This window comes from Microvirga terrestris (assembly GCF_015694425.1).
Classification (GTDB): domain Bacteria; phylum Pseudomonadota; class Alphaproteobacteria; order Rhizobiales; family Beijerinckiaceae; genus Microvirga; species Microvirga terrestris.
The window spans coordinates 66,127-80,254 of record NZ_JADQDN010000004.1 but is presented as its reverse complement, the minus strand read 5'-3'; the positions used below and the strand labels follow the sequence as shown (position 1 = coordinate 80,254).

General features: G+C 64.5%; 13 protein-coding genes. 4 read left to right on the top strand and 9 right to left on the bottom strand.

The window, feature by feature from the left end; genetic code table 11:
- Positions 1–11 precede the first annotated feature (11 nt).
- From I2H36_RS09495 to I2H36_RS09465, 7 genes are all read right to left on the bottom strand, one after another.
- Positions 12–1,250, bottom strand: a complete 1,239-nt coding sequence (locus I2H36_RS09495; RefSeq protein WP_196263660.1) for an allantoate amidohydrolase — start codon at positions 1,248–1,250, stop codon at positions 12–14.
- A gap of 64 nt (positions 1,251–1,314) precedes the next feature.
- Positions 1,315–2,358: an NAD(P)/FAD-dependent oxidoreductase gene (locus I2H36_RS09490; protein WP_196263659.1), complete on the bottom strand. Its 1,044-nt coding sequence runs from the start codon at positions 2,356–2,358 to the stop codon at positions 1,315–1,317.
- Between the two features lie 70 nt (positions 2,359–2,428).
- Entirely contained in the window at positions 2,429–2,740 is a 312-nt protein-coding gene (locus I2H36_RS09485; RefSeq protein ID WP_196263658.1) for a 2Fe-2S iron-sulfur cluster-binding protein, read from the bottom strand.
- Positions 2,741–2,871: 131 nt separating this feature from the next.
- Positions 2,872–3,585 carry an ABC transporter ATP-binding protein gene (locus I2H36_RS09480; RefSeq protein ID WP_196263657.1) on the bottom strand — a complete coding sequence of 238 codons (714 nt, stop codon included), beginning with the start codon at positions 3,583–3,585 and terminating at the stop codon, positions 2,872–2,874.
- The gene (locus tag I2H36_RS09475) at positions 3,582–4,358 is read right to left on the bottom strand and encodes an ABC transporter ATP-binding protein (RefSeq protein WP_196263656.1); all 777 of its coding nucleotides are present in this window, start codon (positions 4,356–4,358) and stop codon (positions 3,582–3,584) included. Before I2H36_RS09475 ends, I2H36_RS09480 begins: the two co-directional genes overlap by 4 nt.
- Positions 4,355–6,211 carry an ABC transporter permease gene (locus tag I2H36_RS09470; protein WP_246718738.1) on the bottom strand — a complete coding sequence of 619 codons (1,857 nt, stop codon included), beginning with the start codon at positions 6,209–6,211 and terminating at the stop codon, positions 4,355–4,357. Before I2H36_RS09470 ends, I2H36_RS09475 begins: the two co-directional genes overlap by 4 nt.
- A 4-nt stretch (positions 6,212–6,215) precedes the next feature.
- Positions 6,216–7,421, bottom strand: a complete 1,206-nt coding sequence (locus I2H36_RS09465; protein WP_196263655.1) for an ABC transporter substrate-binding protein — start codon at positions 7,419–7,421, stop codon at positions 6,216–6,218.
- A gap of 156 nt (positions 7,422–7,577) precedes the next feature.
- Here I2H36_RS09465 and I2H36_RS09460 point away from each other — a divergent pair, with 156 nt between their 5' ends.
- The 4 genes from I2H36_RS09460 to I2H36_RS09445 all read left to right on the top strand — a co-directional run bounded on the left by I2H36_RS09460 (position 7,578) and on the right by I2H36_RS09445 (position 11,004).
- Positions 7,578–8,762: an amidase gene (locus I2H36_RS09460; protein ID WP_196263654.1), complete on the top strand. Its 1,185-nt coding sequence runs from the start codon at positions 7,578–7,580 to the stop codon at positions 8,760–8,762.
- Between the two features lie 76 nt (positions 8,763–8,838).
- A complete protein-coding gene (locus tag I2H36_RS09455; RefSeq protein WP_196263653.1) occupies positions 8,839–9,720 on the top strand; it encodes an SMP-30/gluconolactonase/LRE family protein in 882 nt (293 codons plus the stop codon).
- 5 nt (positions 9,721–9,725) lie between these two features.
- On the top strand, positions 9,726–10,742 hold the full coding sequence (locus I2H36_RS09450) for an aldose epimerase family protein (protein WP_196263652.1): 1,017 nt from the start codon (positions 9,726–9,728) through the stop codon (positions 10,740–10,742).
- Positions 10,743–10,827: 85 nt separating this feature from the next.
- A complete protein-coding gene (locus I2H36_RS09445; RefSeq protein ID WP_196263651.1) occupies positions 10,828–11,004 on the top strand; it encodes a hypothetical protein in 177 nt (58 codons plus the stop codon).
- A gap of 21 nt (positions 11,005–11,025) precedes the next feature.
- On the opposite strand, the gene I2H36_RS09440 is transcribed toward I2H36_RS09445, so the two are convergent.
- Positions 11,026–13,104: a M3 family metallopeptidase gene (locus I2H36_RS09440; protein WP_196263650.1), complete on the bottom strand. Its 2,079-nt coding sequence runs from the start codon at positions 13,102–13,104 to the stop codon at positions 11,026–11,028.
- 45 nt (positions 13,105–13,149) lie between these two features.
- Positions 13,150–13,941 (bottom strand): dienelactone hydrolase family protein, encoded by a 792-nt coding sequence (locus tag I2H36_RS09435; protein ID WP_246718737.1) that lies wholly within the window; start codon positions 13,939–13,941, stop codon positions 13,150–13,152.
- Positions 13,942–14,128: the final 187 nt, after the last annotated feature.

Genomic DNA, 14,128 nt, shown 5'->3' with positions numbered 1-14,128 from the left:
CAGTCTGGATCTCACGTCGCAATCTGCTTGACCGCCGCGAGCAGCACACGCGCAGCCGTATCCGCATCCTCGACCGTGATCGACTCCGCTGGGTTGTGGCTGATGCCGCCCTTGCAGCGCACGAAGAGCATCGCCGATGGGCAGAGATTCGCCATCGCGACCGCATCGTGACCTGCGCCAGAGGGAAGATGGAGCGGCTCGATGCCTAAGCCTCGTACGGCGGCCTCCAACTGCTCGATCAGGCCCTTGTCCATCGGCGTTGCGGGTGAATCCATGAAGGGTTCGATGACGAGTTCAACACCGCGCCTTTGCGCCGCCGCCTGACACTCGGCCATGATGTCCTGCACCATGGCTTCGCGCACCGCATCGTCCGGCGCTCTCGCATCGAGGGTGAAGTCGACGCGAGCGGGAATGACATTGATCGCGCCGGGCTGCACCTGGGCGACGCCCACGGTCGCCACCGTGTCGGTGCGGGTGGAGCCGGCACGCTCCACAATGCCGATCATCTCGGCCACGGCCGCCAGCGCGTCGCGGCGCATGGTCATCGGCACGGTGCCTGCGTGGCCTGCTTCGCCGATCACGTGAGCGCGGGCCCGGGTGATGCCGTTGATGGCGGACACAATGCCGACCGGCAGGTCCTTCGCCTCCAATTGCGGGCCCTGTTCGATATGAACCTCGAGATAGCCACGATAGTGCGCTGGGTCGCGCGCGAGCGTCGTTGCGCCATCCGGATCGCCCCCGAAGGCGATCAGCGCATCACGCAGCGCAATCCCGTCCTGGTCCCGGCCGTCGAGCCAGGCCGGGTTGAAGCGACCGGCGAGCGCGGATGAGGTGGAGAGATTGGTCGGAAAACGCACGTTCTCCTCGTCCCCGAAGGCCACGATCTCGATCGGACAGGAAGGCGTGATCCCCTGCTGGCGCAGAGCCTCGATCACGGCGATGCCGAGCACCACGCCGAGATTGCCGTCATAGCGGCCGGCATCGACGACGGAATCGATATGAGAGCCGATGAGAAGGGCGGGCGCGTTAGGGTCGGTGCCTTCGATGTGGCCGATGACCGAGCCGAGCGCATCGATATGAGCGTCGAGTCCAGCGGCCTGCATCATGCCAAGCGTCGCTTCGGCGGCCCTGCGATGGGCGGTGGACAGATAGAGCCGCGTGATGCGGCCGGGCTCGTCCGTATGCTGGGCGAGATCCTCGATCATCGCCATCACGCGGTGGCCGAGGGTGAGATCGGATGAATGCGTCATCCGCCAAGAGTTTCAGGATCCGGCCCGCTTCGCAAGAGGATGCGAGCCGGATCCAAGTGCATTGTTATGCCGCGACGCCGAGCTTCTTCTGCAGGCTCGTGGACGAGGTCGTGTATTGGAACAGGAGCTTCTTTTCCGGATACACGTAGCGGTGCACTTTCTGCGCCGCCAGCGCGCCCTCGTGGAAGCCGGAGAGGATGAGCTTCAGCTTGCCCGGATAGGTGTTGATGTCGCCGATGGCGAAGATACCGGGAACGTTGGTCTCGAACTTCTCCGTATCGACCGGGATCAGATTCTCGTGCAGGTTCAGGCCCCACTCGGCGATGGGGCCAAGCTTCATGGTGAGCCCGAAGAAGGGCAGCATCACGTCGCAATCCACGAGGTGTTCCGAGCCGTCGTCCTTGCGGATCACGGCGCCTTCCAGCACGTGATTGTCGCCCTTGAGCGCGCTCACCTGACCGAGGTGAAGGTCCATGTCGCCGGAGGCGACTAGGGAGCGCATCTTCTCCACCGTATGGGGCGCCGCGCGGAAGGCATCGCGGCGGTGGAGCAGGGTGAGGCGCTTGGCGATGGGCTGCAGGTTCACGGTCCAGTCGAGGGCGGAATCGCCGCCGCCGACGATCAGCACCTTCTTGTTGCGGAACATCTCCATCTTGCGCACGGCATAGAACACGCTCGTGCCCTCGTAAGAATCGATGTTGTCGATGGGCGGTTTCTTGGGCTGGAACGAGCCGCCGCCCGCCGCGATGATCACCGACTTGCACACGAACGTCGTGCCGTTCTCGGAGGTCCTGACCCGGAACAGGGGCGCCTCGGGCGTGCCGATGGATTCCAGGCTCTCCACCATCTCGTTGAGATGGAAGGTTGGGTTGAACGGCTCGATCTGCGCCATCAGGTTGTCGACCAGCCCCTGGCCAGTCACCATCGGGAAGCCCGGAATGTCGTAGATCGGCTTCTCAGGATAGAGCTCGGCGCACTGGCCGCCCACTTTCGGCAGAATGTCGATGAGGTGGCATTTGATATCGAGGAGCCCGAGTTCGAACACAGCGAACAGGCCCACGGGCCCGGCACCGATGATGACGACATCCGTTTCGATATGGTCGGTCATAAACAGGCTCCTTCGAGAGGCCCTTTCGAAAGCACGGCCTCTCCGTCTTGGCAATGTGGCAGGGTGTCGGTCAGGTGCTAGGTGCTAGCGTGACCTCAAGGCCGTCGAGTTCGGGGGTCCACAGGATCTGGCAGGACAGGCGGGAACTGGGCTTCGTCACCACCGTGTCGAGCTGGTTCTCTTCCTCCTCGGTGGGAGGAAAGAGCTTGTCCATCCACTCCTCGGCCACGAAGACATGGCAGGTGGCGCATTCGCAGGCGCCGCCGCACAGGCCCTCGATGGGCAGGCCCCAATCCCGGATGATCTCCATGACCCGCCAGCCCTCGACAGCCTCGAGGGTGTGGCGCTGGCCGGCCCGGTCGGTCACATGGATGACGCCCATGAAGCGGGAATTCCTTTGTGCGGATTCTGGGATAGGGCGCAGGAGGTTGCGCCGGATGGGCTGCATATCGGACTTTCGGTCCGCCCCGTCAATGGTTTAAGGGCTCCGTTTGTTTCCAGCAGCGGGCGGCCTTAGACCCCCAGGGTGTCCGCTCTCAGGGCCTCGTTCGCCATGAGCTCGGCCATGGAGCCCTGGAAGCGAATTTCGCCGCGCTCGATCACGCAGGCCCGGTCGCTGATGCCCGCCGCAAAGGCCCAGTTCTGCTCGGAGAGCAGCACGGCCACACCTTCCGCCTTCATAGCCCGGATCGCCTCGGCCATCATCTGGACGATCACCGGAGCGATGCCCTCGGAGGGCTCGTCGAGCAGGATCGCATCCGGGTTGCCCATGAGGGTGCGGGCAATCGCCAGCATCTGCTGCTCGCCGCCGGACATCTGGCTGCCGCGCCGCCCGCTCATCTCGGCCAAGTTCGGAAAGAGCCGGAACAGGCGCTCCGGCGTCCAAGGCGAGCGGCCGGCGGAGGCGGGCCGGCGGCCCGTCTCCAGATTCTCCGCGACAGTGAGATCGGTGAAGATGCGCCGGTCCTCGGGCACGTAGCCGAGGCCAAGCCGGGCGATCTTGTAGGTGGGCAGCCTGCCCAAGGACTGCCCCTTGAAGGTAGCCTGCCTGGCCGAGGCCGAGACCAGGCCCATGATCGCCTTCAGGGTCGTGGTCTTGCCAGCCCCGTTGCGGCCCACCAAGGCCATGACCTCGCCGGCGTGGAGCCGGAAGGTCAGGTCGAACAGCACCTGGGCGCGGCCATAGAAGGCGCAGAGATCCCAGACCTCGAGAAGCGGCGCATTCATGCAGGGCTCATCCCTCTCAGGGGCTCCAGGGCGCGTGCATCGCCCAGATAGGCGCGCTTGACCTGCTCGTCCTGACGGACCTCGTCCGGACTGCCTGCGGCGATGATCTGGCCGCGCAGGAGCACCAGCACCCGGGCCGCATGGCCGAAGACCACGTCCATGTCGTGCTCAGTGAAGAGAACGCCGATGCCCTGGGACTCGGTAATGGAGGCGGTGAGATCCATCAGCGCTGCCCGCTCGCGCGGAGCCATGCCGGCGGTGGGCTCGTCCATGAGGAGCAGCTTGGGCTGGCCGGCGAGCGCGATGGCGAGTTCCACCCGCTTCACGTCGCCGTAGGCCAGCGCCGAGCAGGCCACATCCGCCGCCTCAGCCATGCCGACCCGCGAGAGCAATTCGACGGCCTTGTCCCGATGGCGCTCGCGGGCTGCGGTCCACAGGCGGTTGCTCTGCCGGTTGCAGCTGATCAGCGCCATCTGGACGTTCTCGGCAGCGCTCATGGAGAGGAACGTCTGCGCCACCTGGAAGGTGCGCCCCACGCCGCGACGGAAGCGCTTCTGCGGCGAGGTGTAGGTGATATCATGCCCATCGAGCAGCACCTTGCCGCGGTCCGACTTAAGCTGGCCGCCGACCATGTTGAACACGGTGGATTTTCCGGCGCCGTTGGGTCCGATGATGGCCAGCATCTCGCCTCGCGCCACCGTGAAGGTTACGTCGCGGGCCGCCACCACGCCGCCGAAGAATTTGTGCAGGCCGTTGACAGTAAGAAGCGTCATGCCCGTGCTCCCCACCAGTCGCGGATTGTGCCCACAAGGCCGCGCGGGAAGATGAGCACCATGGCGATAATGCTCAGGCCCAGAAACAGGCGCCAGAGCGAGGTGATCGGCATGATCCAGTCGCGCAGGGCGTGCAAGGCTGCGGCACCCACGAGCGGCCCGATCACGGTCTGGATGCCGCCGAGCAGCAGCATGGTGAGCGCATCCACGGAGGTGGAGATGCCGAGCAGGCTCGGATCCACCGAGCCGCGGGAGAATGCGTAGATCCCGCCGGCGAGCCCGGCCGCAGCACCGGCGATGATGAAGGCAAGCCAGCGATGCTGACGAACGCTCAAGCCGATGGCCTCGGCGCGGGCTTCCGAGTCGCGTGCCGCCCGAAGTGCGTAGCCAAACGGCGCGTCGATGATGCGCTTCAGGAGCAGCACCGTCACGACGGTCAGCGCGGCGGTCAGGAGGTAGTAGGGAATGGGTCCGCTGGCCCAAGGCGCAGGCCACACGCCGACGATGCCGTTGTCGCCTCCAGTGACCTCGACCCACTGGAACGCCACCGCATAGAGGATCTGGGCTGCGGCCAACGTCATCATGGCGAGATAGATGCCGGACAGGCGCACCACGAAGGCGCCAACCAAGCCGGCTCCGAGGGCCGCCAGTGCAAGCCCGAGCGGCAGTGCCGCCTCCATCGAGACTCCGTACCATTTGACCGCGAGCGCCGCTCCATAAGCGCCGAGCCCAAAGAAGGCTGCATGGCCGAAGCTCACGACGCCACCGACGCCGATGAGGAGTTGGAGGCTGAAGGCGAAGAGCGCGAAAATCAGGATCTCGGTGGCGACCTTCAGGAGATACGCATCGGCAACCAGCGGGATGCCGGCCAGAATGGCGATCACGACCAGCAGGATGAAATGACGGCGGGGCAGGAGAGCCCGGCTGGCAATGCCTACCGCATGCGTTCCGCCGACGATCTCGGCCCGGCCGAAAAAGCCATGGGGCCGGATCGCGAGCACCACGGCCATGAGCAGGAAGACGACGACGAGCGTGCTCTTCGGAAAGACCAGGATGCCGAAGGCCTGCAGCTGCCCGATGATGAGCGCTGCGAGAAAAGCGCCTGGCACGCTGCCCATGCCGCCGACCACGGTGACGACGAACGCCTCCGCGATGATCGACAGATCCATGCCCGCATGGGCCGAAACGCGCGGAATCTGGAGCGCGCCGCCGAGGCCAGCGAGGAAGGCGCCGAGAAACAGCGTGCCGGTGAACAGTAGCGCCTGATTGACGCCGAGCGAGGCCACCATGTCGCGGTCCTGCGTGGCCGCACGCACCAGAACGCCGAAGCGCGTCTTGCGCAGGAGCAACCAGACGAGGCCGAGCACGATGGGACCGGCGGCGATCAGCACCAGTTCATAGGATGGAAAGCGCCGTCCGAGGATTTCGACCGGCGCGCGCAGTCCCGGTGCGCGCGGCCCGAGAATGTCCTGCGGGCCGAAGACCTGCACCACCAGATCCTGCACCACCAGCACGACCCCGAAGGTGGCAAGCAGCTGGAACAACTCCGGCGCGCCGTAGATGCGCCGCAGGAGCAGGACCTCAATGATCACGCCAATAAGCCCGACGACGATCGCCGAGGCCAGGATGCCGGCCCAGAAGGTGACAGGACCGAAAGACAGTTCGAGCAACCGCGGCACCAGGGTCGCGGCCGTGTAGGCGCCGATCATGTAGAGCGAACCGTGCGCGAAATTCACGATCCGCGTGACGCCGAAGACGATCGTCAGACCGCAGGCGGTGATGAAGAGCGAGGAGGCGCTGGACAGGCCGCTGAGGGCCTGAACGGCGAGGAAAGCGGGGTCCAGCGCCAGCAAGCTGCTAGTCCTTCCGAACCGCCTTCACCTCGGCCTCCGTTGGCATGAACGAGGCACCGTCCTTGTAGGTCCAGTCCGTCATGCCGCCGGCAGCACCTTTGAGCACGAGCTTGCCGACCCAGGCGCCCATGGTGGACTGGTTGTCGATGCCGCGCATGGTGACCGGTCCGATCACGGTGTCGAACTTCGCGTCCTCTAGCGCCTTGATGATGGCGTCCGTGTCGGTGGAGCCGGCGCGCTCGATGGAATCGCGGATCATGGTCATGACCATGTAGCCGAGCAGCGAGCCGAGGCGCGGCGTGTCGTTGTACTTGGCGCGATAGGCGTCGATGAAGGCTTTGTGTTTGGGCTCCTTGACCTCGTCCCACGGATAGCCAGTGACGGTCCAGCCTTCAGGCACCTCGTCCTTGAGCGGCAGGAGCCATTCGGGCTCGCCGGTCAGAAGGGACAGAACGGTTGCGTCCTCGAACAGGCCGCGGGTGTTGCCTTCGCGGACGAACTGGGTGAGGTCGGGGCCGAAGAGCACGTTGAAGATGCCGTCGGGCTTGGCCTGCTCGATCGCGGACGCGGTGGCGCCGGCCTCGATCTTGCCGAGCGCCGGGTATTGCTCGGTGACGATCTGAGCGCCCGGCACGCGCTCCTGGATCAGGCGCTTGAAGACGGCGGCTGCCGATTGCCCGTATTCATAGTTCGGCGCCACGATGGCCCAGCGCTTGGCCCCAGAGGCCTTGGCCTGATCCACCAGCATGCCGACCTGCATGAAGTTGTTGGGCCGGACGCGGAAGGTGTAACGATTCCCTTGGGCCATCGTCACGGCATCGGTGAGCGGCTCGGCCGCGATATAGACGATCTTCTTCTGGTTGGCGTAGTCGGCCATGGCGACGCCGACATTGGACAGGAACGAGCCGAACAGCAGGGAGACGCCTTCGCGGCTCACGAGCTCGTCCGCCACGCGGGTGGCGCTGCCGGTGGTGGCGCCGTCGTCGCGGGAGACGATCTCGATCTTGCGGCCCAGCACGCCGCCCTTGGCGTTGATCTCGTCCAGGGCCATCTGCCAGCCGTTGCGGTAGGGCACCGTGAAGGCCGCCCATTGCGCATAGGAATTCAGCTCGCCGATCTTGATCGGGGCCTGCTGCGCCTGAGCTGCCGGGGCCCCGAGGGCGAGCGCCGCTCCAAGAGCCAGCCAGCGGATCGTCGATGTTGTCGCCATCACGGCATCCCTTCAATCGAGAACGTGCGAGGATTTAGGGCCAATCCGATCGAGAAGAAAGACACAAACTGTCAAGGTTCATCGAATCCTGCCTTGCTCATGCCTGGGTGAGGATGACACATTCGCCCCTCCTTCGTTCATTTAAGTGCCAGGCTCATGCTTCTCGACCGCGATCCCGCCCGTGCCTTCATGCCTTACCCGGCCGTTCCGGTTTCCCATGCGCCAGCAGGGCCGCTGTCCGGCCTGACCTTTGCCGCCAAGGATCTGTTCGATGTGGCGGGCTATCCGACGAGCGCAGGATCGCCTCACATGCTGGCCCTGTCGGGAATCAAGACCCGGACGGCCCCCACCGTCCAGAAGCTCCTCGATGCCGGGGCGCGTCTCGTGGGCAAGACCATCACGGACGAGCTGGCCTTTTCCATGAGCGGCAAGAACGCCCATTTCGGCACCCCGGTGAACGGCGGCGCGCCCGACCGGATTCCGGGAGGCTCCTCCTCCGGCTCAGCGGCCGCCGTATCGAACGGGTCGTGCGCTTTCGCCCTTGGCACCGATACCGGCGGCTCCGTGCGGGCACCGGCCAACCATTGCGGCCTATTCGGGATCCGACCAACCCACGCCCGGGTGAGCCTGGAACTCTGCCACGATCTCGCTCCGTCCTTCGACACCTGCGGTTACTTCACTCGGGACGGCGCCACGTTCGAGCAGGTGGGCGCGGTGCTGCTGGGCGAGGATGAAACGCCCCTGCCGCAGAAGCCCCGCGTGCTCTTGGCACGGGATGCCCTCGGTCTGCTGCACCGGGAGGTGCGTGAGGCGCTTGCGCCGGCCCTGCGCCAGACCGAGGCCGTGCTGGGCGAGCCTCAAGAGGTCGATGTGGCTACGGAGGGCTTCACAGCGCTCTACTGGGCCATGCGCTACATCCAGAGCCGGGAAGCTTGGAGCGTCGACGGTCCCATGATCGAGCGCTACAAACCGCCTCTCGGTCCCGGCGTGGCCGACCGGTTCGAATTCTCCAGGGCCGTGACCGACAACCAGTTTACGGAAGCCCAGGTGATCCGCGCCGCTTTCCGCAAGCGATTTGGTGCCCTGCTCGACGGCGCCGTGCTCATCCTGCCAACCATGCCCGATATCGCGCCGCTCCTTACCGAGAGTGACGAGTCGCTGAACGATTACCGTAACAACGCCCTGAATCTGCTCTGCCTGTCGGTGCTGTCCGGCCTGCCACAGGTGTCGATCCCGCTCGCCTCCCGGTCGGGCGCTCCGCTAGGGCTGTCCCTGATGGGGCCGGCTGGGTCGGACCTCGGCCTCGTGCGGCTGGCGCGCCAGATAGCGGAGAGCGCGTAGCCGACGGGACCCATCGGACGCCGCCGGAGTTACCGGCACAGCAAGAAGCACATCACAAGCCTCACGAGGGGAAGCCATGACGCATCCAACCGTTCACCCGGAGACGCCGCATGTGGCGGTCGCCAGCGCCTGCGTGCTGGGGGAGGGGCCGGTATGGGACCACCGCTCGAACACCCTGTTCTGGGTCGATATCAAGAACCCGGGGGTGTGGCGCTACCGGCCGGATGCGAAGGAGCATTTCCGTGTCGATGCGCCCGAGCGGATCGGCTTCATCGCCCTGACGCCTGACGAGAATGTGGTGGTCGCCGGCTTCAAGTCCGGGCTTGCCCGGTTCAACCTTAAGACCGGTGCAGTCGAACCCCTCGTGTCGCCCGACAAGGACAAGCCGAACAACCGCATCAACGACGGGCATGTGGGTCCCGACGGAGCGATCTATTTCGGCACCATGGACGACGAGGAGGAGAGCGCCTCCGGGGCCTTCTGGCGCTGGGACGGCAGGGAGCTGACCCAGTTCCATTCGGGGATCGTCGTCACCAACGGCCCGGCCTTCAGCCATGACGGACGGACGATCTACGCCACCGACACCATGGGGCAGGTCATCCATGCCTTCGACGCTGGTGATGGCCGGATCGGCGAGCCGCGCCACTTTACCCGCTTCGAGCAGAGCTGGGGCCATCCGGACGGTATGGCAGTCGATGCGGAAGGCCATGTGTGGGTCTGCCATTGGGGTGCCTCGCGCATCACGCGGTTTGCTCCCGACGGTTCTGTCGAACGCACCGTGTCGGTTCCGACCGCCCAGGTGACGAAATGCGCCTTCGGCGGGCCGGATCTCACCACGCTCTACATCACAACCGCGGCCATCGGTCGGGATCCGCATATCGACGTGATGGCAGGCCATCTCTTCAAAGTGGAGACCGGCGGCATCCGCGGACTAAGGACCAATATCTTCGAAGGATAAGCACCATGAGCATCGAGCGCTTCGGCTCCCTCAACGGGCAGGATGTCCTGCAGGTCTCGCTGCACGGCCCAGACGGCATGGTCATGCAGGTGCTGACCTGGGGCGCTGTGATGCGCGACCTCGTCGTACCCGCCTCAGGCGGTTCACAGGGCGTATTGCTCGGGCTCAATTCCATCGAGGATTACGTCGCCCATTCCCCTTATTTCGGCGCCATCGTCGGGCGCCATGCCAACCGCATCGGAGGCGCATGCTTCACTCTGAACGGGGAGACCTATCGCCTCGACGCCAATGAGGGCCGCAACCAGCTGCATGGCGGCACCATGGGCTTCGGCACACGGCTCTGGAGCATCATTGATCACACGGACACCAGCGTCACCTTGAACCTCGTGTCGGAGGATGGCGACATGGGCTATCCGGGCCGGCTTATGGCCACCTGCACCTATACGCTCCTGCCCTCATGCGGCCTGCGGATCGTGCTCGAGGCCACCTGCGACCAGCCGACGCCGGTGAACCTCACCACCCACGGATATTTCAATCTCGATGGCAGCGCGGACATTCTCGCCCATCACCTGATGATCGCGGCCGATTACACCACGCCGACCCGTACCGATCTCATCCCCACGGGAGAGATCCGGCGCGTGGCGAATACCGGTTACGACTTCACCACCTTGAGGCCCATCGGCGCGGCCGAATTCATGCAAGAACGCATCCTCTACGACATCAACTACGTGCTTCATGGGCCCTACGGTGAGCTTCGGCACGCAGCAACCGTGGCTTCGCTCAAGAGCGGCGTGTCCATGGAACTCTGGACCACGGAACCCGGCGTTCAGTTCTATGACGGGCACCTGCTCAACATGCCTGCCGTCGAGGGCCTTGGGGGAGCCCGGTACGGTCGGCATGGAGGGCTCTGCCTGGAGCCGCAGCGATTCCCCGACAGCCCCAATAAAGCCCATTTTCCGTCGTCTCTTCTAGTGCCAGGACAGGTGTCTCGCCAAGTCAGCGAGTTGAGGTTCGCTCGCTGATGCAAGGAACTTTGCTCATGGGTGCGGGTTCTTTTTTGTAGGCGTTGCGTTTCCAGACAAACATGAACACTAGGGGAAGGCGCCCATGCCGGTGCTTGATGCAAAAGCCTTGGAAATTGATCCCAAGGGAATGATTTTCCTCAAAAGCATCCTGCGCCCACTCGCCTCTTCCGAGGTAACTCCGAAGGATAAGCCCCGCATCGGTCGCATCCGCCTTTACATGCCGCGACGCGTGCGCGAAGCCGTCACCGGAGCGGCGTGACGAGCCCGCCACCTTTCTCACTCAAGCATCCGCACCCACGGCGACCAGTCCACGCTTGGCCAGGAGAGCGTCTGCCGTGGGCAGACGTCCCCGGAAAGCCGTGTAGGCCTCAGCCGGATCGCGCAGATTGCCGGCGGAGTAGATGAAGCGCTTCAGCTTGTCGGCCATGTCGCGATTGAAGGCGTCGCCCGTCTCCTCGAAGGCCGTGAAGGCATCCGCGTCCAGCACCTCCGACCAGAGATAGCTGTAATAGCCCGACGAATAGCCGTCGCCCGAGAACACGTGCGCGAAATGCGGCGTGCGGTGGCGCATGATGATCTCGCGCGGCATGCCGATCTTTTGCAGTGTCTCCGCCTCGAAGGCCGAGGCGTCGAGATTGCTCAGGTCCTTGCGCCGGTGCAGTTCCAGGTCGACGAAGGCCGAGGCGAGATATTCAATGGTGGCGAAACCCTGGTTGAAGTTGCGCGCTGCCATGAGACGCTCGAGCAGTTCTTCCGGGATCGGATCGCCGGTCCGGTAGTGGGTTGCGTAGCGGCGCAGGATATCGGGCTGCGAGAGCCAGTGCTCGTAGAGCTGCGAGGGCAACTCCACGAAATCCGTCGACACGGCCGTTCCTGCCAGCAGTGGGTAGGTCACGTTCGACAGAAGGCCGTGCAGCCCATGGCCGAATTCGTGGAACAGGGTGCGTGCATCGTCGAAGCTCAGGAGCGACGGTTCGCCCGCGCCACCCTTCGAGAAGTTCATCACGTTGACGATGATCGGTCGCACATCGCCGGTGAGCCGCTCCTGCGAGCGGAAGGCGCTCATCCAGGCGCCGCTGCGCTTCGAGGAACGCGCGAAATAATCGCCGATGAAGGTGCCGATATCCTGGCCGCTGGCATCCACCACCTGCCAGGCCCGGATGTCAGGATGATATTTGGGGAAGTCCTTCAGCTCCTGGAAGCTCAGGCCGAAGAGCCTTTGCGCCGTCTCGAAGGAGGCCTCGATGATCCTGTCGAGCTGGAAGTAAGGCTTGATGATTGCCTCATCGAGATTGTGGCGCGCCATGCGGACCTGATCGGCGTAATAGCGCCAGTCCCACGGTTCGATGACGATGCTGTCGCCGGCGGACTGCGCCTGCGCCTGCAGGGCGTTGCGCTCCTGCTCCGCACGGGCGCGGGCCGGTGTCCAGACGTCGTTCAGGAGCTTCAGCACATTATCCGGCGTCTTCGCCATGGTGTCGGCGAGCTTAAAGTCGGCGAAGGTCTCGTAGCCCAGGAGCTTCGCCCGCTCGGCGCGCAGGGCTGCCGTCTCCGCGATGATCGCCTTGTTGTCAGTCGCATTGCCATTGTCGCCGCGGGCGGCCCAGGCCTTGAAAGCCTGCTCGCGCAGGTCGCGCCGCTTGGAGAACTGCAGGAACGGTTCGATGCTGGAGCGGGAGAGCGTGATGACATATTTGCCCTTCAAGCCCCGCTCTTCGGCAGCCTGTGCAGCAGCCTCGCGCAGGAAGGAGGGCAGCCCTTCGAGATCCGCCTCGCCGTCGAGGACGAGCTGATACGATTTTTCGTCCGCCAGCACGTTCTGCGAGAATTGCGTGCCGAGGCTTGCCAGCCGCTCGGTGATCGCGGCGAGCCGCTTCTTCTCGTCAGTTCCGAGCTTGGCGCCGGCGCGCACGAAGATGGTGTGATAACGGTCGAGAACGCGCATCTGCTCAGGATTCAGACCAAGACTCTCGCGCTTGTCGTAGAGCGCAGCTACGCGCTTGTAGAGCGCCTCGTTCATGAAGATGCTGTTGCGGTGCTTGGCGAGGACTGGCGCCATCTCGCGCTCAATGGCCTGAAGCGCGTCATTGGTGTGAGAGCCCGCGAGGTTGAAGAACACGCTGCCCACTTTCTTGAGGGTCTGACCGCTGCGCTCCAGGGCCTCGATGGTATTGGCGAAGGTCGGGGCGTCAGAGCTTTCCGCAATGGCGGTGATCTGCGCCTGCTGCTCCGCGAGTGCGGTGTCGAAGGCCGGCCTGTAATCCTCCGGCGCGATGCTCTCGAAGGGCGGGAGACCGAATGGGGTTGTCCATGGCGTAAGAAGGGGATTGACTGCGAGAGCCGTGTCGGAAGCCGTCATGATTGCTCCTGCCTGTTGATGAGGTGACCCCAAGTCTTAGTCGTGTCAGCCACCCACGGAAAGAGGGTCTGAATCCACCGCAGCCCGACTGCCGGCAAGGTGTCGCTGCAGGAAGGCGAGGGCCCTGCGGGTCGCGTCCTCTTCCGCAGCGCCTCTGAAGCCATGGCCCTGGCCGGGATAGACCTTCACCTCGTGCGGCACGTTCTGCTGACGCAGCAGGGCCTCCACCGCATAGGCATTGGCCACCGGCACGATGGGATCGGCGGAACCGTGCAGCACCAAAGTCGGGGGCAGGCGGGAGGTGGTGGCGATCGCACCCTGCGGCAGGGGACCGAAATAGTTCACCAGCGTTTTCACGCGAGAATCGGTGCTCGAGACGGCGAGCCCCAGGGCTGCGCCCAGAGAAATGCCCACGATGCCGATGCGGCTGTGATCCGCACCCGGATGATTCGCCGCAAAGGTGAGGGCATCCTGGACGGCGCTCATCCAGGGCATGAAGTTCTGGAACAGAGTGCTGAACGAAGCCCGCTTCTCGCCCGTGCGGTCGAGATAGTGAACAAGGTGAACCTGATAGCCGGCGGCCGCCACCGTGCGGGCCGCTTCACGGTATTGGCTGTTATAGCTCAGGCCATCGGCCCCATGCAGCATGAGAAGCGTAGGGCGAGGCGAAGAGCCGGATCCTTGAAAGGTTTCGACGGCAATGGTTCTGCCGCCGCTCTTGAACGCGTTGCGCTGTGCGGTCACGGGCATCGAGAAAGACTTGTCCTGTTGGGCCAGGGCCGTGGAAGAGGCAGCAATGGCTGCTCCAATCAGAAGGTTGCGTCTGGTGATCGACATGGGAGATTGTGGCCGCTGGGCGGGAATTTCGTAGCCATGAAATGGGTTCGCAGGTCGACGGCTTGCAGATGGCAAAAGGTCCCAGCATTGCAGGCGGCCAAGCTTTCGGCCAAGGTTGAGGATCGTTTCAGGCTTGAGCACGTTGTTTGCAAGCCGGCGAGATCGTCTCGCGGCTTGCAGAGATCGA